This window comes from Vibrio crassostreae (assembly GCF_024347415.1).
Taxonomy (GTDB): domain Bacteria; phylum Pseudomonadota; class Gammaproteobacteria; order Enterobacterales; family Vibrionaceae; genus Vibrio; species Vibrio crassostreae.
In genome coordinates this window covers 1,055,399-1,075,775 of record NZ_AP025476.1, presented here as the reverse complement: position 1 = coordinate 1,075,775, position 20,377 = coordinate 1,055,399, and the positions used below count along the sequence as shown (strand labels likewise).

The 20,377-nt window shown below is 41.7% G+C and carries 18 protein-coding genes; 6 read left to right on the top strand and 12 right to left on the bottom strand.

What is annotated here, in order from left to right; translation table 11 throughout:
* Positions 1-245: 245 nt before the first annotated feature.
* Both OC193_RS05000 and OC193_RS04995 read right to left on the bottom strand, forming a co-directional pair.
* Entirely contained in the window at positions 246-2,384 is a 2,139-nt protein-coding gene (locus OC193_RS05000; RefSeq protein WP_048664201.1) for an N-6 DNA methylase, read from the bottom strand.
* 5 nt (positions 2,385-2,389) lie between these two features.
* Positions 2,390-2,962, bottom strand: a complete 573-nt coding sequence (locus tag OC193_RS04995) for an N-6 DNA methylase (RefSeq protein WP_048664203.1) — start codon at positions 2,960-2,962, stop codon at positions 2,390-2,392.
* 330 nt (positions 2,963-3,292) lie between these two features.
* Here OC193_RS04995 and OC193_RS04990 point away from each other — a divergent pair, with 330 nt between their 5' ends.
* Positions 3,293-3,769 (top strand): hypothetical protein, encoded by a 477-nt coding sequence (locus OC193_RS04990; protein WP_230682691.1) that lies wholly within the window; start codon positions 3,293-3,295, stop codon positions 3,767-3,769.
* 432 nt (positions 3,770-4,201) lie between these two features.
* Here the strand turns inward: OC193_RS04990 and cas6f are convergent, their stop codons facing one another.
* From cas6f to OC193_RS04950, 8 genes are all read right to left on the bottom strand, one after another.
* Positions 4,202-4,807 (bottom strand): type I-F CRISPR-associated endoribonuclease Cas6/Csy4, encoded by a 606-nt coding sequence (gene cas6f / locus OC193_RS04985; RefSeq protein ID WP_048664244.1) that lies wholly within the window; start codon positions 4,805-4,807, stop codon positions 4,202-4,204.
* A gap of 8 nt (positions 4,808-4,815) precedes the next feature.
* Positions 4,816-5,847 (bottom strand): type I-F CRISPR-associated protein Csy3, encoded by a 1,032-nt coding sequence (csy3, locus tag OC193_RS04980; RefSeq protein ID WP_048664206.1) that lies wholly within the window; start codon positions 5,845-5,847, stop codon positions 4,816-4,818.
* A gap of 6 nt (positions 5,848-5,853) precedes the next feature.
* A complete protein-coding gene (locus OC193_RS04975; RefSeq protein WP_048664208.1) occupies positions 5,854-7,941 on the bottom strand; it encodes a type I-F CRISPR-associated protein Csy2 in 2,088 nt (695 codons plus the stop codon).
* Positions 7,942-7,943: 2 nt separating this feature from the next.
* On the bottom strand, positions 7,944-9,155 hold the full coding sequence (locus OC193_RS04970; RefSeq protein ID WP_048664209.1) for a TniQ family protein: 1,212 nt from the start codon (positions 9,153-9,155) through the stop codon (positions 7,944-7,946).
* Positions 9,156-9,424: 269 nt separating this feature from the next.
* Positions 9,425-10,291: a hypothetical protein gene (locus tag OC193_RS04965; protein ID WP_048664211.1), complete on the bottom strand. Its 867-nt coding sequence runs from the start codon at positions 10,289-10,291 to the stop codon at positions 9,425-9,427.
* The gene (locus OC193_RS04960; protein ID WP_048664212.1) at positions 10,291-11,952 is read right to left on the bottom strand and encodes an ATP-dependent nuclease; all 1,662 of its coding nucleotides are present in this window, start codon (positions 11,950-11,952) and stop codon (positions 10,291-10,293) included. Before OC193_RS04960 ends, OC193_RS04965 begins: the two co-directional genes overlap by 1 nt.
* A complete protein-coding gene (locus OC193_RS04955) occupies positions 11,942-13,714 on the bottom strand; it encodes a restriction endonuclease subunit S (RefSeq protein WP_261978732.1) in 1,773 nt (590 codons plus the stop codon). Before OC193_RS04955 ends, OC193_RS04960 begins: the two co-directional genes overlap by 11 nt.
* Positions 13,715-13,734: 20 nt before the next feature.
* Positions 13,735-15,225, bottom strand: a complete 1,491-nt coding sequence (locus OC193_RS04950; RefSeq protein WP_048664216.1) for an N-6 DNA methylase — start codon at positions 15,223-15,225, stop codon at positions 13,735-13,737.
* Positions 15,226-15,380: 155 nt separating this feature from the next.
* On the opposite strand from OC193_RS04950, the gene OC193_RS26015 reads away from it, so the two are divergent.
* Entirely contained in the window at positions 15,381-15,779 is a 399-nt protein-coding gene (locus tag OC193_RS26015) for a hypothetical protein (RefSeq protein ID WP_008220703.1), read from the top strand.
* A gap of 160 nt (positions 15,780-15,939) precedes the next feature.
* On the opposite strand, the gene OC193_RS04945 is transcribed toward OC193_RS26015, so the two are convergent.
* On the bottom strand, positions 15,940-16,089 hold the full coding sequence (locus tag OC193_RS04945; protein WP_008220701.1) for a hypothetical protein: 150 nt from the start codon (positions 16,087-16,089) through the stop codon (positions 15,940-15,942).
* 77 nt (positions 16,090-16,166) lie between these two features.
* Here OC193_RS04945 and OC193_RS04940 point away from each other — a divergent pair, with 77 nt between their 5' ends.
* From OC193_RS04940 to OC193_RS04925, 4 genes are all read left to right on the top strand, one after another.
* The gene (locus OC193_RS04940) at positions 16,167-16,529 is read left to right on the top strand and encodes a hypothetical protein (RefSeq protein ID WP_048664217.1); all 363 of its coding nucleotides are present in this window, start codon (positions 16,167-16,169) and stop codon (positions 16,527-16,529) included.
* A gap of 82 nt (positions 16,530-16,611) precedes the next feature.
* Positions 16,612-16,818, top strand: coding sequence for a hypothetical protein (locus OC193_RS04935; protein WP_048664219.1), 207 nt, complete (start codon positions 16,612-16,614; stop codon positions 16,816-16,818).
* Positions 16,819-16,917: 99 nt separating this feature from the next.
* Positions 16,918-17,199 carry a hypothetical protein gene (locus OC193_RS04930; RefSeq protein WP_080585234.1) on the top strand — a complete coding sequence of 94 codons (282 nt, stop codon included), beginning with the start codon at positions 16,918-16,920 and terminating at the stop codon, positions 17,197-17,199.
* Between the two features lie 7 nt (positions 17,200-17,206).
* Complete coding sequence (locus tag OC193_RS04925) at positions 17,207-17,884, top strand: DNA-methyltransferase (protein ID WP_048666342.1); 678 nt, start codon at positions 17,207-17,209, stop codon at positions 17,882-17,884.
* Here OC193_RS04925 and hsdR read toward each other — a convergent pair.
* A complete protein-coding gene (hsdR, locus tag OC193_RS04920) occupies positions 17,865-20,312 on the bottom strand; it encodes an EcoAI/FtnUII family type I restriction enzme subunit R (protein WP_048664223.1) in 2,448 nt (815 codons plus the stop codon). The genes OC193_RS04925 and hsdR overlap by 20 nt on opposite strands.
* Between the last annotated feature and the right edge of the window lie 65 nt (positions 20,313-20,377).

Below are 20,377 nucleotides of genomic sequence, written 5' to 3'. Positions count from 1 at the left end.
AATGAGTTAAAAAGCGATTTGCAACATAAGTTCGCATAACATTGCATCGAAAGTTTGCATATTTACAGAACCACTAAAATTCAACGTAGTAAAATTACCACATTCAAATAAGCCCCTCGATAGACCTAGTAGACATGTATAAAACAAACTTTGGATAAAAATGAGCTAGAAGTTTGTGACTAACACCTTCGGCACAACCTTACTTGTGGTCAAATTGAGAGTTTCCCTAGGGCGGTTAATGCAGCCTAAGATAGCTCAACTTCATCCGTAGAACTCCGCATTTTTTCGATCCAATAGATAAAATCTGATAAGACCCCTTTACTCTCTACTGATGTTCCTGATTCGAAGCTTTTCAACATAAACCCATTTCCTGATTCTTTATCAATAGAGAAAATCTCCTCCTTACGAGTTTGGGGATTGTAAGCCAGAGAAACCAAGGGGTAGAGACAAATAAAATCGGATTTATGTTGAATATAAAGCTTATCAACAGACAGGTTTTGTTCAGAGCTGAATTGAATCTTTTCAAATGCGGGATGGTCTCCCTTTAGCAAACTAGCAGAGTACATCAGCTCATCTCCACGCCATTGCTTATCGATTTTGTCGATTCGGATTAGCTCAAAATCTGAAACAAACTCAATATGCACTAGCAACTCATCTAAAATTTCAGATTGTTCCTCTACGCCTAATTTTCTTTCGTAACGATTTGAGGGGCCACGATGATGCTTATAATCATTAAGCTTAGATACGAGCTTTTCCCTAGCTTTTTTTGCGAATATCGACTCCTTTTTACCACCAGGCTTGTACCAGATCTGGGAGAAAGACTGTGCAATTGGCTCCTCGACGGAGCTCAAAAGCTTACAGGATTTTTGGAGTACCGTTTGAAGGTCACCGGGCGATACACCTCGGCGAACATAAGATTGAAACTCCTTAAGTAACTCAAGCTTGTCAGAGTTGTTACCAATACCACAATATTTAACACTCAATGCAATGCCTACAGCAGACAGGAAGGACAGCAACTGCTCCCCATATTTCATTTGCCGTTCATAAATTCCTGCGTAATCGTGCTCAAGGTATACATTTCTATAAGCAAAAGCTAACGGGAATGGGTACTGCGTCCTTACACGATATTTAATGTCATCCTTTTGCTTTAGTGCAGTCTCAAGAGCATTAGCTGTAAATCGTGCATCTTCAAAACGACTGCTAATATCACTAGGATCATAACCATCAAAGAGAGCCTTCTTATACTCTCTGGCCTTCTCATACTCATTTTTTAATGATGCTTCAAGTACATTCATTTCCCTAACAAGGTCGATAATCTTTGGGTCTGGTATGGGAACTTCCAACGCTCGGATTGACTTGAGAGTCTGGGTTGGAATTACCGAGTAGCTCCTGGCATTATTAATACGACTGGCAACTTGATCCGAATTGAGAAATTGACAGATAAAATCCATTTCATCCAAACCTAAACTAGAACTTCGAATTATAAAGACGGTATCTTCCACCGCTATACCTTGTTCTCGAGATCCTACTAAATAGGCGGCCGGATTCGCCCCTATACGTTGCAGTAAAATATCCCCTCTCTCAGCATATCGAATAGGTTTCGAGAAGTCAGACAGATCCTTCTTAGCCAGAACATCTATGTCAATTTGACTTGTCCTTAGATCTTTTCCCCTAATCACAGGTTGCTCTCCTTCTGCAACCCGAGAAAGAGAAGTCCCTTGAAATACTTCAGCAATATTACCTATCTTTGACCACCTCTCGGACAAATGCCCAATATTACTTTCCTTAACAGGAAGATATTCGCTGGGGATCAAACAATATTGATTCTCAGCGATGGCACTATAGGCAGTATCAACAAACCCTTCACCAGGATGTTCTGAACGGCTCATGTCAAGAATCACTTTGATATTTTCGTATGACAAACGGTTTTGCCTTCTATGGCCATTCTCAAAAAATTCATCCGCTTTTACAAAGCGAACCGATTTTCTCTGTCCACAATTTTTAAAAAACAAAATGGCACATCGTAAGCCCGTATGTTGCAATAGGTTAGAAGGTAAAGAAATCACCAGTTGCAACATGCCAGATTTTAACCAGCTTTTGCGAGCCTGCTCAGCATCTCCACTCTGAAACAGTAGTCCCATAGGAACTAAGTATGCGGCCCTTCCTTCAGGTTTTAAGTGCTGGAGCCCCAATTCAATAAAATTGGCTGACATGTCCTGATAAGCCAATCCACGCCGGGTACCGGAATAAAAAACACCCCGTGCTTCCTCACGGCTTAACTTTCTAATTGGTGGATTACTAAGCACTGCGTCAAACTGAGGCAAATCATTGGCAAACGCGAAGCTAGACCCTCTAAGTTCATTATAATGCTGACCAGAAAGCAAAGTCTTTAACCTAACGACGACAAGATTGAAGAGGTTTTTATCTCCCCCCAGAATTGAAAGTCAGATAATCCCGTTTGCTGAACAGCGTTCAAGAAACTACCGGACCCCATACAGGGATCAAATAGAGTTTCCCCTGACGACACTTCGACCAAGTCAACCATAAGTTCTGCTACTGAACACGGTGTTACAAATTCGCCACTTTTCCCATCAGGAATAGAATAAACAGTGTCCAGCAGTTCGAGGAGTTCCATATCCAAGTCGATATATACAGAGCTCGCTTCATACAAGAAATGATGGAGCGCAGGATGTTCAAATGGTATATGGTAAATGTCATTTGAATCCCGATAACTACCAAGGAAATCTACTTCAAACTCTCCAACAATACCTCTTAAAAAGGAACCCATCTCTCGACTTGATACCATCATTATCCGCTCTCGATTCGTATCCTTATGAAGGGCAAGTAAGCTGATTACCGCACCAAGAGCTATAGACTCCGGACGAAAGCCAGAGCTTCGCAGCACTTCAAGATATCTTAAGAGAGAGGACTGCAATTGCTCATTATCCGATCTTTCGTCCATGATGACTCCTGTTAGACTAATAATTCTAAGAGATTTGGAAAGTAGTTTACTAAAAATTCAATGTCCACATTGGGCCGAAACCAGCACTACAATGACAAACGTATAGCACCTTACGGAAGAGCGCTAAGCTATCTTTGAATAGAAAGAGATCTATGTATCTAACTGTTAAATATCACTTTATCACCAGGTAAATCAATATTCATTTGATGATTTTTTTAATCACGCCAAATCTTAGTCTGCTCCAAGTAAAATAAGATACGACAGTGGTACATTGACTACTCATGATTTATCCTATTAGACGTAAATATAATAACCGAGGCTGAGTTTAGATTGGATAAGAATAAAGAAAGCTACCTACCGGAGAATCACATAACTCCCGAACTTTTTGTGCAACACGCTTGGGATATGGACTTTAGAATTTCTATCGCTGACTCGGCGGTACTTCACTCTGATTTCATCAAACAAGCCTCCATACTCGCCGATAAAAAAGACATAGGTGTTCACTATTTAGACTTTTCTGAGTACGACACGGCAGCGGCGGCATTATCCGCAAAAGAAAATTCAGGTTTTCTTGAAGCGCTCGAAGATGGAAGCAAAAAATCTTTACTGTGGTTTGTTCATTGCGACTCACTCGCACCTTTGAATATCGCTGTTACATACTCTCTCCGTACAGCCTTAACGACGAGGCCAGGAAACAACACACAGTCAGTATTCATCGCAACTAAATCATCATTGTTAATGATGTTTGCTAATCGTGAAGCACCTTTTTATCAAAGCCACTATAATTTAACTGGCTATAGTCGCTAACTTTATAGCTCTTCCAATCACTGTAAGGACAAGCATTGTGTCTACTGATTCAATTTGGCGAAACTGATTAGCGAAAGAGCTCTAATGAATATATCTCGAACAATGGATTTGTAACGAGGTAACATTCAAAGCCAGCAAAAAAAGCCACCAAGCTTAAACTTGATGGCTTTGATTTTAACTACTTGTTCAGCAGGAAGGTTGCTTTCTTCCTGGCCTATTCTTAGCTGCCTATGCGGCAGGACACGTCTCTTGCTACGTAACCAGCGCAAACATATGTTCTTAGCTGCCTATGCGGCAGGTCACTGTTAACTATAGTCACTAAACCGTCTATGCCACTGGTTTTACATCACAAAACCCAAAAATACCCTTTTTATTCTTAGTTCTGTAAGTCCTTGTTTTTAAAGATCTAAAAAAAGATCTTAACAAAAAGGGTTAGAAACGTAAATCAGGTACTGTTCCTCTGCTTTCTTGATTGGTGGCTAAACCATAGCTATTAAAGTTTGCTGCAACGCGCTCACCGACAGACTCCTTTTGCACGAACAAAATATAATCTTGCGCTGATGAACCGCTGGAGATTGGTATTCGATGAAAACTATCGATGACCCGCTCTTCATTAGTGACTGGTAATGATGATTCAACACCAGATAGTTCGGCTCTCGCCATGCTTCGTTTGATTCGACGCTTCTTAGAGCCTAAAAAGCTTTTCCCAATCGTTTGATTACGGGTAAACCTCACCTCAACCGCAGTGTCAGGCACCTCACAAACACTGGAGATCTCAAACAAACCTTCATTTACCATCACAGAAAAATAGGGTTGAAAAGAGAGTCCGACCATCATCTCTTTATCTTCAGCAACAAAGGCTATGGTTTGACCAACCGTAACATCACTCCAGTCGGGAAAACTCACGCCTATTTTATTGATGGCTTGTCGGTTATTGACCATAAACAAGTGCATTTGAGAGATACAACGTCCTGCTAACAGCTCATAGTCGGCTTGAACAGGGGTATAACGTATACAGAAGTAGTAACGCGTCGTCATAGTCATCCTTACTTCGCTTTGGAACAATTGAAGAGACCACCTTTAATCAAGACCGACATAATAAAGTGCACGTCATTTGGGATGGTCTGAGAAGCTGTCATTGTCTCAATCCAATTCTCCGTATTTCTGACTAACTGGTAAAAGTCATTTCCATAGGAAACATGTCGCCTTGCTATAACGTACTCTCGGTCAGCTCCATACTCATTCACTCTTAAGGGTTTATCTGCGTTTTCATGCCACCAATCGTCAATCGATTGCAACGCGGCTCCAACTTTTTGACCATGAAATGCAACAGTTTCCTTTCCGTTCAATAGTTCGACAGTAGCTAACTGCTTAGTAGGAACACCATCTTCTCGGCTACCTAAAAACTCTTGGCTTGGGTAAACCTCATCTCCCCAACCAACTCCGATTTTAGCTTTTACATCCATATAGAAATATTCGGTCGGATCGGAAAGGGCTCGCATCAAATAGGCTGTGAGCTTTTCTAGGCATTCTTCTGAAGCCTCACCCCAATGACCATACCAAGAAAGCCTTGTTGCATTCTCGACAATCAAGATTTGTGAATCACTGGTGGTCACTTCTATCGACAATTTTCGACACTCTCTGTTGCGCCACAGCCAACGGCCAAGCAGTATATTCTTCGCGTATCGTAGAGCAAGTTCCTGATACCCATTGAGCTCTTCATATGTTTTAGCAAGTAACGAAAGTTTAGAGCGCACTTCATCATCACTACAGGTATCTGGAGTTAGAGAGTTTGCTCGAATTCGAAGGGGGAATGCACAGTAGATATCATCAACACCAGGTTTGACATAACACTCTTCGATGAACTGAGGATTGGAGTATGCTAAATCTTGTGGAGCAACATTCTTTCCTACGAACTTGCCCCCTTTATACGCTTCTGCATAACCACCTTTTGGTGCGCGCAACCTAGTTCTATCAATTTCAAGGGGACACATCTCACCACTTTTAGATAGATAGTAGAAATATGCTTTGCCAGCAGAGAGTGATCGAACGTAGTTTAGCTGAGTGCAAAGTTCCATAAACGATTAATCCCTATAGTTTTTTATAAGAATAGTTTCGCTACTGCATTCTATCGACCAAAAGGCGTGGTTTAAAAAGTGATCTCTTCCACTAAAACGTACTTCTATGGGGCTAACTCGCAGAGCAAGTCCTATCACATTCTCTGCATAAGCGTGACAACTGGTGATTGAGTTGTCCCGTTTAGTTGGACGCTCTAACAAATGGTAGCCAATCGAAACCGGCAAATTATCAGCGTCTTTCGTTATTAAATGCTCTAGGTCATCAAAGTCACTCGACTGGTTCTCACTTGGATATAACCATCGTCCGTATGCTGGCAACCCTTTTAAGACATGGAAAAGCTCGCTCCTACTGGTAAACGTCCTTAGCCACTCAATCTGCGTCGATAGCTGTGGTTGGTATAATGCCCCTCCGGCAAAAGCTACGGGAAGTGCCGTTTTAAGCGCGGACTTAAAGTCTGAAATTCGGCTGTCACTGTGGATTCTGATAACTAAGTCTATTTCTAGGTCCGCCAATCGTTCACTACGAATAGTTGGTCGCTTCGCGTTAGAAACCGTTCGCGCTTTAGCGACCGAGTTAGGCTCGGTAAGCTTCGCGATCGATTGAATATTCTCGCTTCGAACATAAAAAGAGAAACTCGAAAACTCAAACGGGGAATCACAATTAACTAGCTTATTAAACTCTCTTTGGTAATGGTGCATGAACCCCCAAATAGCCGCCAAAGAAGGAGCACCACACAGATATGGGCTACTCATTGCGACCGCATCTTGCACTCTCATTGATGACAAATAGATATACTGCTCACCCGTTACCTTATCTTCATTGCCATTTGGTTTACTGAGCTGTTCAAGTATCCATACGATTTGGGCTTTAACGACCTGCATAAGCTTAGGGTGATAGGCAAACTTCGCAGCATACTTGTTATTCTGAAACGTGAGATGCAAGCGACGATTAAACTCACTAGCTAAAGAGCCTAGGTCCGATTCTGGTAGCGCCAAAAAGGATTGAACTAAAGAGCCATCATGTTCCAATTGCTGTTGATTAGGGTCAGCATCAACGATATCTCTTAACTCAATTAATGGAAGCATCCACAGGGCTATCTGCTTTCGCAATATCTTACTTCTAACCTTACGAGCGCTCTCCCTTTGCTTCTGTGTTTTTGATGGCTCTGAACCAATTAGATGATTTAACACCTGACAGATTTTAGCGTTAGTTACCTGATAGTCATCAAAGTAGTGGCCACTCTTTTTGCGACTTTCAGTTAACGTCCCACCCTGCGCTGGTTTGACGTCTAGCGGGTAGTTTAGGACTTTCATATGCCCACCTAAACTGCCACACAGATTCCCGATACTTGCCGAGTTTGGCAGCGATGAAGACACAAAGCTGAGCTTACTTTCTCGACTTCTCGATCTCACTTCTAACTCTCTTTGGATGGCATGACTGACCACTGGGGTCACCGAAACATAATCATCCCCCCATGGAAACCGCAGTTGCTTGCTGTAAGTGCTGACACTGTCAGGAAAACTATTTTCAGGAAGTTGTTCTTCAATTGTATGTTTTAAGCGAGCAAGTGACTTAATGCCTAAACCAAATTCTTTTAGCAGCTCAACCCAAACAGAGGTTTCTTGCTGAACAAGTGAAAGAAGACTCACGGACTGTGATTGCCAGCGGAAAGGATTCAATAACCACAATGTATGGCGATACACTGCAGAGTTATGCGCCCACCCCAAGCGTTGCTCTAATACTGCGTTTGAAATAAATGCCTCGGTTGTCACAAGAGGCTGTGCAATTATTCGCTGATCTTTAACTCGGCAGTCTGGGAACTTGAGATTATGGGTGTGGAACCATTTGATCTCATCAAGGGATGCCTCTAGGTTCTCTGCGGCTTTTAAATGCCTTTTAGCACGGGCAACATCCAACCAATCCGAGCATCTATCCGCTTGATGGCTTGAACTGAGATTAAGCAAGATCGTTAATGCTTCTTTTTCACACCCTTCAACACAGACATCTTCCGTATAGGGCATGAACATCTTCTTTAAAGCAGACTGCTTTACTGCTTCGTCTTCAATTGTTAATAAGTCACTTAATTTCGTCATAATTACCACTCAGGTAGATACACGCTTAAACCATCACTTTCAGAGCTCATTCGAATCAACTTTGTTTCGATGACACTTCTTAGAGTAAACGCCGACTCGTGACTCGCTATCTTTGTATGCATTCGCGGCCTAATCGCGGCTTTGATCTCACCAAACTCATACAACCGATACACTTCATCCGTTGTACAAGAGAGCAATGTAGAAGCTTCTAAGGGGCTGAGCAGTACATCACCGATATTTCCTTTCGCACTTGAAGGTACTGTTGCCATCAACTTTGCAAAGTAAGCTAACACCCGTGTCAGTACGATATTGTGACTCAACTGCCGACTGGGTAACTGACGGCAATCTTTAAGCAGAGCACCAAAAGCTTCATTGAAAAACATCTTCTTCCAATCTTTTACTCGAATAAGTTCTGCCTTCTCTTTTAAGGCATCAAGGTCTTGCCACAATGCCGTTGGCCAAGAGCCACAATATTCAATGAATGACTCAAAACTGAGGTCATCGATATCACCATGGCGATTTACATACCACAGTAAAAAACCATAGCGCTCAGATAACGTCATTTCTCCCTTTAGTAATCCCAAGGGTTTTGAATCATTTCCCGATAACCATTGAGCAACTAATACCTCAACCTCTGGCGCACCTTCTACTGGCGAGTTTCGGAGTTCAAAACCACATTCACATTGGCTACTACTCTCGGTACTTTGGTATTCAAGCCTCAACTTACACTCAGGGCAGTGATGAATCAGCTTACAGCCATGATGTTCACAAGCTTGGTGAGAGATAAATTGCCACTGCTGGCGAATGTAAGGAGCTTCGTCAATACACAGCGGGCAAATAGGCGTGAAGCGTTTGCGAAGAAAAGCATAAGGATAGTCAGAACCAAATCTGTGTACGGCTTTGTATTGCGGAGAGAATTGAGCTTTTGAATGTGATAGCGCTAGGCGCAATACACCAAAGTTATTGAGCTTTAATTGGTTCTCAAGATGAATAAGAACCCGCACCCGCATTTGGCTTGTGGTTTGAGCGTGGTAGATATTAACTAGGTTGAGATCTAAGGGGAAAGCACCAGCAATCGCCTCATGCTGATCCATGGTGTCGAACCAGATATCTTCGGCGAAATGAGAGAATCGCTCGTAACCTTGCTCTTGCGATAAGCGCAACAAGAAGCTTTCGAGCGATTCGTCAGGGTAAAGTTGAATGTCCGTTTTCACATGCCACCACTAAAACTTAGAATATCTAAGTTTTAGTGTAGTACATTTCCAAGTTGCTACCAAAAAAACCCGTTAACTAACATCAAATAACAAAGACTGTATTCCCAGTTGGAAAACTCTTCAGAGATCTCTAATTACTCAGGAACAATGGTGTCAATGCTACCTTTAAGGACCTATTGTAAATCTTGCCAATTCTGCAATCTTTCTGCTGAAAAATGGTTTGAGTTATAGCAGTCAGGTTTTTGTTTGAGACGTTGTAGAAGCTCAGCTCACTCCTCCATCAGAGAGTTGTGTTTCTCAACTATCCATTCTTTTGCACTTTCACTACTAATTATCGAATAGACAAAAATAGATTCCCAATTGTTCGGTGTTGTTTTTTGTCGATCGTGTCTGCCTAGTACATCTCTCAAAGCTTCGTTCAAGCATTCAATAGTTATGGTTGCATCTGATGGAAGCGTGTGAATTTTGTCAGACGGATACTCGCAAAGGCTAGACCACATATCCACCATTTCAGACACAATGCCCGAAGGAAGGACGACACTCTCCACGTGAAACTTGATTGAGGGGAATTCGTTGCAGTTCGGATTGATATATACCAACCCAAATTTCGCTAACGGGTACTCTGGGACAGGCTCTATTGAGAAATATATCTGTCGCTCTGATAAGCAATCGTCAAAATACGGATGTAGAACTCTTACACCAGTATTGAATTGATTGCAAAATCCTGAAACAACATCTTGGCGCTTAATATTACAATCACACGCTGGTACTAGGTTTTTCGAAAAAACCGCAAATTCTGGATAGATAGCCTGAGGCAATAAATGATCGAGTGTTCCTGTCCCCAAAGAGCCGCACATGGGGCATACGCGCCTAGAAGAGCTGCGTAGTAATGGGATAAATGAAAAACATTCAGGTTCGCTCGTGTAGTGCGTCTTCAGAGCTTTTGCTAGACCATTACTAATACCTATAGGTCCAATGTTCAGTGCGCTTCCTGACTGCCGCAAGTAGTTATCATATGCGCTAGTGACATCTTCTAATCGATTTCGAAGTTGGGGGTAACTACTCATTCTGGTGTTTTCAGATGCTTGTGTAGTCCGATCTATATCGTCGTAGGTAGGAATAGAAAGCTTTTTCATTATGCTTCTTCCATCTTCTGGCGCAACTTCATCATTGCAGCTACCGATATTTCGTCACCTAATGTATTAACAATATCTTCAAAAGTTGTGTTTTGCCTTTTGATTCGTAGATACAGTTTCTCTGCAAGTTTGCTCTCAGCATCGTCATCAAAGACAAACCGTGATATCGAGTCAACAGGCGCACCAAATGTGGTCAGTCTAGGATTAGAAATACAAACGTTGTTCGCTTCTTTCTTAAACACATGAACTTGTTCTTGAGGCACTTCACGAACAAAGTAAGCTGAATGAGTGGCAATTAAGGCCTGGGATCCAGTAACTTCAAGCATATAATCCAACATTTCAACAAAGTCAGAAATCATATTTGGATGCATATGAGTTTCTGGTTCGTCCAGGAGGACAAAAGACCCATTTTCAATGTACAAACAGCAGAGAAGAGCAAACTTAAAAAAGGTGAGCTGACCGCTACTCATTGAATGCAGTTTATTAGAGTACTTAATCTTAGGATCGATATTCGGGTCAACTTTTGACCAGCGAATTAGATACTCTTGCTCCCCACCACCGTAAAAAATCGTTTTTAGAGGTACTGAGGTTTCATCTTTTAGCTGAACAAAAATAGTTTCAGTACGCATAACGTTCTGAACAGAGTCAAAAAACAATGACCAACGAGAGCGTTCACCTATTGTTTCATCATTACGAGCCAATTGAACAAGTAATTCACTAATTGATTTTGTTGCAATCGAGCGTGTATTTCTAGTCAGTGACAACCTTCGATAATATAACTTCTGTGTTTTTCTTCGCTCTGCTGGGAAAGTATTCTGTGTTTCCCCCGGTGTTGCTATTGCTAATAAACGGTTGATCATAGGCCTATCACCGAAAGTATCATCCGATAACGATATTGAGTTATCCTGATATCTTAAAGCTGCTCGACAGAAAGATTTTAAGGCCTGACTTTTCCCTAACCCATTTTTCCCTATTAAGATGTTTATTCTTTTAGGTATATAGCCTGACTGTTCATAATTAAGCTTAATCTCATGCTCATTTTTAAAACCCTCAAGGTTATACTTTAAAGTTAGCTTCTGAGATATACCATCAAAGACCTCTTCTTCTACGCCTCCTAACACGCTATCGGCGTTGCTATACGCAAAAAATGGCTCTGAGTTGCGCATGAATCCTAAACTAAAGGCTTCCGAGTTAATTGCGTCTGTAAACCAATTAGCCTTTTTATCTTTGTAATAAACCAAATCGTTAATTACTTCTAATACGTCAGCTAAGAGTTCAGGACCAAGTTGGTGTACCGCGTCTCTATAAGCTCCCATACTTGGAAGCATAGTAAAGAAACGAAACTCACCAATTGAATCATTTAATTCAAGGTGCTCGATGTATCCGATCATATCAGCCAACGAAGTACCATGAGCGCTAAAGTAGTTCGAATAATCCTTATATAAATTACTATCCTTACCTTTTAACGGTGGCAGAAAGCCTATAAAGCTTTCAAAAGACACTTCTTTCTCTGTATAAGGGTTAAAAAGCTTACACTTACAGCGAATTTTATATCCAAAATCATTCCAACTATCAAATGAAGCTATCAGTTGAACCTCATCAAGAGTTAGCTCTCTCTCTGTTTCTGTAAACCTAACTTTAAATTTAGCTCTATCTTCCATGATTAGCCGCCTGTTCAACAATAGCGTTAGTAAGATGTAATTGAGTAATTTGAGATTCTTGCAAAAGCTCAATCAATTGGTCACAAAAAGCCATTAAGTCATCTACTTTTCTAACAATATTTTGCTTTTCTTTTTTGGGAGGAACCGCAATAAAACAACCTCTGAGTTGTGTTTTATTTATAGAGGCCAAATTAGTTGTCTGTTTACTAGACCCCGCAAAATAATCTCTAGCGAAAGGGGCATTTAAATACATTTCCAGCCAAACTTCACTTTGCTCACGAAGGAATGGGCGAGCCTTAAATACGTGGTTTTGGTGGGCTACATATTCTATCTCATCACGCCAAATAGCCGTTCTGCCGACCTTATCCCAATCACCACCTTCAGTTATCAATAGGTCACCATTCTGAACACCAAACTTTTCAAGCTCATCTACTGGCAACTCAATTTCTTTTACATTAGATAAATTCAAGAAGCCGCGTTGAACATTGGCTACGCTCAGATAAGGAATCGTCTTAAGCGCCCTATTCACAAGTTTACGGCCTTTAGTTATACCGCTTTGAATATCAACTACATCTTCAAACCGACACCACTCCCACCCCATAGGCAGCCCAAATGGCTTTTCATCATCAGCAATCGGCGGTAGTGCTTTCTGCTTTTTGATTTTCTTGTCTTTAATTAACTGCGCTTTTTCTTCTGCAATACGCTCAAGCAGTTTTGCAGCAGGTTCATCAGCTGGGTCTTGTGGGACAAGCTTACCCATTACTGCCAGTTGCAGGATGGTTTGTTTTAGTTGGTCGATGCTCGCATCGGTGGTGAACAATGTATCGAAGTGCTCGCTGATTCGTGCCCAGTTTTGCATTAGCTCTTCGGCATCAGCAGAGTTAGTTAGCGTGTCTAACAGGGTTGTCACCAATACCTGATGTGCAGCAATGCTGGCTTCGGTTTGTTGCTCTAGTTGGTCACAGAGTGTCATTAGTTCATCAACTTTGGCGACAATGCGGTGTTGTTCTTCTAGGGATGGAACAAATACAGGCATTAGAGACAATTTCCCTAAGTAAATTCCCTTTTGAGCAGTTCCTTTTCCATTTTCTTCAAAGTACTTGATACAAGTAGGTGAAGCCAAAAAGTAAGTAAGAAAATCAGAGTCAATTTTTGTTTGGAGTACCGCAACACTTCGCTGTAAAACGAATTCAGGAGCATCATTAGGTACAACAGCAGCACGCCCTAATGTGCCTACTATAGTTAAAAGAACATCTCTAGGTTCAATTTGTGTTCGAGCATGTTCCTTTAAATAATTATCTTCATCAACATAACGAGATGGACTAGTAAAATCTATGCTTCTGAAATGCACATTCTGACTACTAAACATTGGATAGCCTGAGCCAAAGTCTTTGGCAGGGTTATGGGAGCCATCAGTCAACTTAGTACACAAATTCCCTAGCCTAGCGATAGCCCAGCTTTGAGGGAGTTCAATAAACTGATCTTCATCGTTTATGTCTTCAAGCTTCTTCGGTTTCTTGATCTTTTTATCTTTCACTAACTGCGCTTTCTCTTCCGCAATTCGTTCAAGTAATACCGATGCAGGCTCATCAGTTGGGTCTTGCGGCACTAACTTACCGCGCACCGCTAACTCTAAGATCAGCTCACGTAGCTTATTCACACCATAAAGCTCACGCTTTTTGCTGCTGCCACGACCAGAAGCTGATTTTTTTTTAACTGTTGATGTCCAAACATCAATATTGTCGGTGATCAACTGATTCATAGAGGTCTGTTCTACACTCATTATTTACTCTCACCTACAATCGGGCCCACAGACGAATTCAGGGCTTCACCTAGAATGCCTTTAAGTTGATTACGAAGCTGAGAGATCTCTTGCTGCTGCTGTTGGTAGCTCTCTAATAACTCGTTTGGGTCGTGACTGACCTCTTCACCTTGATAAGGGTTTTTAATATCTAGGTTGAAGTTGCGCTCAATGATGTCGGCGATTGGCACTTTCCATGCGTAATTATTCTCTACGCGGCTAGCAAAACCGTCTTCTTCATTGCCCCACCAATCAACCTCTTGTTGGAACTCTTCGAACTTCATTGGTTTGGTTTTGCTGTAGTTCTTCACGCCTTCAGGGTATGGGTGCTCGTAGAACCATACGTCTTTGGTTGGCTTGCCTTTGGTGAAGAACAGAATATTAGTTTTGATACTCGTGTATGGGTTAAATACCCCATTAGGTAAACGCACAATGGTGTGCAGGTTACATTCTTCGGTAAGCATCTTTTTGATTTTGGTTTTAACGCCTTCACCAAACAAGGTGCCGTCTGGCAGTACTACGCCTGCTCGACCGTTGTTTTCATCAAGCACTTCAATAATAAGCTGTAAGAACAGATCGGCAGTTTCACGCGTCTGCATTTCTGCAGGGAAGTTCTTCTCAATGCCGTCTTCTTCGGTGCCACCAAACGGAGGGTTGGTCGCAATCACATTGATGTTGCTGTCCCAACTTGAAAGCGGCTTGTTCAGCGTATTGCCGTGTTTGATTTGTACTGGTACTTCAATACCGTGCAACATCATGTTGGTGATACACAGTAGGTGTGGCAGTTGTTTCTTTTCGACACCGTGGATCTGCTTTTGCAGTGTTTGGTGATCCGCTGCCGTCTTCACGTAGTTGTCTTTCACATGGTCAAACGAACACGCAAGGAAGCCGCCAGTACCCGTTGCTGGGTCCATTATGGATTCGCCAAGCTTAGGGTCTAAGCGGTCAACAATAAAACGGGTTACCGCACGAGGCGTATAGAATTCACCCGCGTTACCTGCGCTTTGTAGATCTTTTAAAATTTGCTCGTAGATATCACCAAATAGGTGGCGCTCTGAAGAGTCAGTAAAATCAATTTCATTCAGCTTGTTGATCACTTGGCGCAGTAACGTACCGTTTTTCATGTAGTTAAACGCATCGCTAAAGGCTTCTTTAACAACAAAGCCACGGGGGTTGAGGTCAACCGGTGCGGTTAGGTTTTTCAGTTTGTAGAACAAGTCATCGTTCACGAACTCAAGCAGTGCTTCACCGGTAATGCCTTCGGCATCTTGCGCCCAATTACGCCATAGATATTGTTCTGGGATTGGTGATTTGTAGTGGTCCAGTTCTAGTTCTAACTCTTCTTCTTGAGCGTCAAATACTTTAAGAAAAAGTAACCAAGACATTTGACCAAGGCGCTGTGCATCACCGTCGACACCCGCATCTTTACGCATGATGTCTTGAATGGATTTGATAACTGAACTGATAGACATGTTTTTCTACTTTTAAACAACTGAAATTTGTGGCGAATTATAGCAGAACTAGGTCAAAAAAAATGAAGTTAGTTCTATGAAACCATAGATATAAGATTCATTAATCTATAACCTGAAACTATAAAATCATAATCATGAATACAGTTGGCTAAATAATGAAAATAGAATGCCCTCGTTGCCAGAAGGACAATGAGATTGAGTTTGCAGAAAACATATCGTGTTCAGAGTGTGAGAAGAGTTTTAAAGGGTTTAAGTTCAGCAAGCGAAAGCTCGTTTCTGCTAGCTCCGCTTTACTGGTTGGAGCCCTAGGGGGTTACGCTGTTGAAAGCGGGTTAGACAAAGAAAGGTATCCTCTCGAAGTGGAATACGCGATTGTCGATACTTGCGTGAATTCTAGCAAAAACATGGTGTCCGTAAGTTGGTATGAAAGTAAACGGGAAACTTGTTTATGCGCATTAGAAAAAACAGAAAATGATGTGGCATATTCAGACTACAAATCAGATCAAGCTATATTTCTTCGCACATTCAAGCAACACGCCAACAGATGCTCATAAAAGGAGAGGCAGCATTATGCTACCCCTCCTTTAATTATTAGCGCTTAGGTGTGTTTCCGCGACCACCGCCCGATGGTTTGCCCGTCGTGCTTGGGTAATTTGGATTCGGCTTAGCGCCACCTTTAGGTGTACTTGAAGCTGGTTTGTTCATGATGAACACCTATTTCCCTTGTTTTTGGTTGTGAGCAGCTGCGCGTTGAGCTCGGCCAGCAAAGTCGCCTTTAGGAACTTGCCCACCGTTTTGTTTTGCGGCATTACCTTGAATGCGAGCAGCGGCTTCTGGTGTCATTGGTGCTTTTGATTTAGTCATGATTTTATCCTTAAAAATATCGTTATTAATGTGTCTTCGCTAAGACCAGGTAATATTAACTAAGGGGTTGGGGACAAATGGGGACATTACAGAAGCAAGAGCAAATCCGCTCAATACTCAACACTCTTAATTGGAGTTATCGACAACTGGCTGACGTACTGTATGAGGAGCTATACTGCGATGTTTATCAAAATTTGGAAGATACCAACCAAGAAGATATCTCACTATTTCATGAAGCCTTAAAAAAGCAATTGACTCGTAAAACCACCTCTGAAAAACGTCTCGATAAATACTTAACAATAATCTCCGAACATCCAGATTTTTTAGCTGCTCACCTCGATGTTATTGCCCCTAAATACCTAAAACATCAGTGCCTAAATGAAAGCCTAGCGGATGAGCTAAAAAATATATCGCGATGGCTAGATAAAGACTCTAGTTAACAAAAACACTTCATCAGCATTGATTCCACAAGATGCATATTCTAACCTGAATCATATTCCCATATTGCTAAAGGAAGCAGGTATGTATAAAGGGCATTGGTATGATATTTCGGGTAGAGAACGAACCGATTTGAGAGCCATGACTTTAGACTTTGATTCACTAAAGCTCGCCGTAGATGAAGCCTTGAATGTTTTTCCAGAAACTCAATTGGTCGTCCTTAACGATAGACTTGATTGGGGGTTAATCTCTATTGAATCATCTAAACGCATGCTGATTTGTAAGGACTAATAGTCAACCTACACTTCAATATGGAAATCATTGCCTATGTCACTGTTTGATTAATATATTACCAATATCATATACCTTTACCTCAAAAAGGAGCCATATATGACATGTAGTAGCTGTAATAAACGTCTAAATATCGGAATGATCCATAAGCGTGACCCAGCAACTGGTATGAAATACAAGTCATGCCCACACTGCTCGGATGCTAATAATGGTGAGCATGTTTATCACCCCTATCCATCTTCTTTTGGAAAAACTCCAGCTCGAATTTCAGCTCGAAATCCAGAAGGTTATCAAAGCTACTGTATTGAATGTCGACGTTTAGACAAAGGTGTTCAATCACAGACGTATATGAATGGAAAAACGTGCAGCAGCTTAATCTAGGAATCGAATGAATCTATCACAAACTGATGCTGTAGATTGGCTATCAACGCTCAAAGCATCGAGCGTTGATCTGTTAATTACAGACCCACCATACGAATCTCTAGAAAAACATCGAAAAATAGGAACAACTACTAGGTTAAAAGTTAGTAAATCATCAAGTAATCAATGGTTTGATATATTTCCAAACTCAAGGTTTGAAGAGCTGTTAACTGAAATATATCGAGTGCTAAAAAATAACTCTCATTTCTATCTATTCTGTGATCAAGAAACGATGTTTGTTATTAAACCAATCGCAGAAAAAGTAGGATTCAAGTTCTGGAAGCCTATCATCTGGGATAAAGTTTGTATTGGTATGGGATACCACTATAGAGCTAGACATGAGTACATTCTCTTTTTTGAAAAAGGAAAAAGAAAACTCAATAACTTAAGTACACCAGATATATTGTCCTATAAACGAGTTTATAGAGGCTACCCTACAGAGAAGCCTGTAGATTTACTGGAAGTTCTAGTTACCCAAAGTAGTAACCAAGGGGAATTAATCGTTGACCCATTCTTTGGTTCTGGATCAACGCTAATTGCGGCAAATAATTTGAAAAGAAAAGTGAAGGGGAATGATATCTCTCCGGCTGCTCATGAACATTTCGAGCAGCGTCAAAAATCACATTCTATGCAGATTCATAAATAGCCATTTCTAAATCGTGTACTGCTTCAAGATATTGAGGTTTACCACCAAAGCCATTGTTAATGATTTCTTTCATACTTCCGATTTCATTAAAAGGAGCGACTTTAAGTACAGTAATATTTTCGACTTCTGTAACGCCACCGTCAGCATACTTATCAAGAAGGTTGTTCAATACCTGCTGCGCGGTATCGCCATATTTAGTGAAGTAGTTACGCTTCTTCACGTTATCGGCGCGCTCTTTACGAGTTAAAGCGGGTTGATCGTAAACGACATGGCAAATCATATCGAATGGGTCCATGTCTTTGCCCACTTCGTCTTCTAATGCTTCCCATAGAATACCGGCTTCGGCTAGCTCATCGATAATAGCTTGCTTGCGGTCAGATTCGTTCCAACGCTTGGTAAACTCATCTAAAGAAGAGAACTGTTTCACCATGGTTTTGCGGGTGTAGTCTTTAAAGGACTCGGTCACAAGCTTACCGTCTGAATCGTAATATTGAACACGTTCAGCAAGCGCTTTGACTGGAACTCCATTTACATGGAACTTGCGAACTCGATTCTCATCATCCCAATCGTCTGCACCGCCTGTATTCTCAGGGGAATTTCCAAAATCTTCTCCATAGGTAGCCTCTGGCTCTTGAATTGAATCAGGGTCAATGTCTTCATCACCGAATGGGTTATCAGCATCGACATCATCAACACCGTCGATGATGTCATCTAAATCGTCTTCATCTTCAAACTGCTCTGGAGTCGTGACCTTCACGCGTTCTGGAGTTCCGTCGAAGCGTTCATCAGCAAACAGTTCTGTCGCTTTTTTGAAATCCAAGATAGTGAACCAAAGCTTGCCATAACGATCATCAATACGAGTACCACGACCAATGATTTGCTTAAACTTGGTCATCGATTGAATACCTTGATCAAGCACCACTAGCTTGCAGGTTTTTGCATCAACTCCCGTCGTCATTAGCTCTGAAGTCGTGGCAATAACAGGGTACTTTTTCTTAGGATTGATAAAATTGTCTAGCTGATCTTTGCCAATGTCATCATCGCCCGTAATTTTCATTACGTATTTATCGTTCTTCTTAACCTGTTCTGGGTTCAGGTTTACTAACGCACGGCGCATGCGATCAGCATGATCGATGTCGTTACAGAACACGATGGTTTTGGCCATTGGGTCGGTGCGTTTCAGATAGTTGGTAATGGTTTGTGCAACAAGCTCTGTACGCTCATCAATAACCATAGTGCGATCAAAATCTTTTTGGTTGTAGATTCGATCTTCAATCACTTCGCCATTTTTGTCAGTTTTCCCTTTGGTTGGTCGCCAACCTTGGACATCCACATCAATGTCAACACGAACGACCTTATAAGGGGCTAAGAAGCCATCTTCAATACCTTCTTTAAGAGAGTAGGTATAAATTGGGTCGCCAAAGTACTCGATGTTAGAAACTTCATCGGTCTCTTTTGGGGTTGCCGTTAAACCAACTTGAGTCGCACTGCTAAAGTATTCAAGAATTTCACGCCAAGCGCTGTCTTCTGAAGCACTACCACGGTGGCACTCGTCAATGATGATTAAGTCAAAGAAGTTAGGGTCTACTTGCTTGTAGGCTTTTTGTTCTTCTTCTGGTCCCGTAAGCGCTTGATAAAGGGCTAGATGTACCTCAAAGGCAGGATCGACTTTGCGACCTGTAATCTTAGTCATCGCCGTGCCGAATGGCTGAAAATCGTTCGTTTTAGTTTGATCGACAAGGATATTTCGGTCAGCTAAGAACAAAATTCGCTTCTTGGCTTTGGCTTTCCAAAGTCGCCAGATAATCTGAAATGCGGTGTAGGTTTTGCCTGTACCCGTCGCCATTACTAGTAAAGCTCTGTCTTGGCCAGCTGCAACGGCCTCTACTGTCTTGTTGATAGCTTGAAGCTGGTAGTAACGCGGTGATTTACCGCTGCCATCATCATGGTAATCTTGGGTGATAATTGGCAGGTGTTCTTCTTTAAACCCTTTCCAAGTACAATACTTTTCCCACAGTTGCTGAGGGGTTGGGAAATCCTCTAAACGAATTTCCGTTTCAAGTTGAGTTGGGTTGGTTAAGTCTCGGAAAATAAAACCATCACCATTCGAGGCAAAAACGAATGGCACCTCTAGCAAGCCTGCGTATACCATGCCTTGTTGCATGCCTTTGCCAACTTCATGCTTATTGGCTTTTGCCTCAATCACTGCAAGCGGCATACTAGGCTTATGATAAATAACGATATCAGCTGATTTTACTTTTTGACGAGCAGCAGCTTGGCCACGAACGATCACCTTACCATCGCGCAGTTTCACCTCTTGGCGAATCTGAGTCATATCATCCCACCCTGCCTCTTTAATCGCAGGAAGTATGAATTTGGTAATGATGTCGGTTTCAGATAACTTAGCTTTATTAATGCTGCTGACCATTTGGATTACTCGTAGAGAGACTCAATAGCTAATCAGTATATCGTAAAGCCTATATAAATCCGAGT

Bases quoted from the DNA above. Each gene is read 5' to 3' on its own strand.
- OC193_RS04950 (WP_048664216.1), bottom strand. From the start codon at position 15,225: ATGTCTATCAGTTCAGTTATCAAATCCATTCAAGACATCATGCGTAAA.
- hsdR (WP_048664223.1), bottom strand. From the start codon at position 20,312: ATGGTCAGCAGCATTAATAAAGCTAAGTTATCTGAAACCGACATCATT.
- OC193_RS04940 (WP_048664217.1), top strand. From the start codon at position 16,167: ATGGGGACATTACAGAAGCAAGAGCAAATCCGCTCAATACTCAACACT.
- csy3 (WP_048664206.1), bottom strand. From the start codon at position 5,847: ATGGAACTTTGCACTCAGCTAAACTACGTTCGATCACTCTCTGCTGGC.
- OC193_RS04935 (WP_048664219.1), top strand. From the start codon at position 16,612: ATGTATAAAGGGCATTGGTATGATATTTCGGGTAGAGAACGAACCGAT.
- OC193_RS04995 (WP_048664203.1), bottom strand. From the start codon at position 2,962: ATGGACGAAAGATCGGATAATGAGCAATTGCAGTCCTCTCTCTTAAGA.
- cas6f (WP_048664244.1), bottom strand. From the start codon at position 4,807: ATGACGACGCGTTACTACTTCTGTATACGTTATACCCCTGTTCAAGCC.
- OC193_RS04960 (WP_048664212.1), bottom strand. From the start codon at position 11,952: ATGGAAGATAGAGCTAAATTTAAAGTTAGGTTTACAGAAACAGAGAGA.
- OC193_RS04955 (WP_261978732.1), bottom strand. From the start codon at position 13,714: ATGAATCAGTTGATCACCGACAATATTGATGTTTGGACATCAACAGTT.
- OC193_RS04925 (WP_048666342.1), top strand. From the start codon at position 17,207: ATGAATCTATCACAAACTGATGCTGTAGATTGGCTATCAACGCTCAAA.
- OC193_RS04945 (WP_008220701.1), bottom strand. From the start codon at position 16,089: ATGACTAAATCAAAAGCACCAATGACACCAGAAGCCGCTGCTCGCATT.
- OC193_RS04975 (WP_048664208.1), bottom strand. From the start codon at position 7,941: ATGACGAAATTAAGTGACTTATTAACAATTGAAGACGAAGCAGTAAAG.
- OC193_RS04930 (WP_080585234.1), top strand. From the start codon at position 16,918: ATGACATGTAGTAGCTGTAATAAACGTCTAAATATCGGAATGATCCAT.
- OC193_RS04965 (WP_048664211.1), bottom strand. From the start codon at position 10,291: ATGAAAAAGCTTTCTATTCCTACCTACGACGATATAGATCGGACTACA.
- OC193_RS26015 (WP_008220703.1), top strand. From the start codon at position 15,381: ATGAAAATAGAATGCCCTCGTTGCCAGAAGGACAATGAGATTGAGTTT.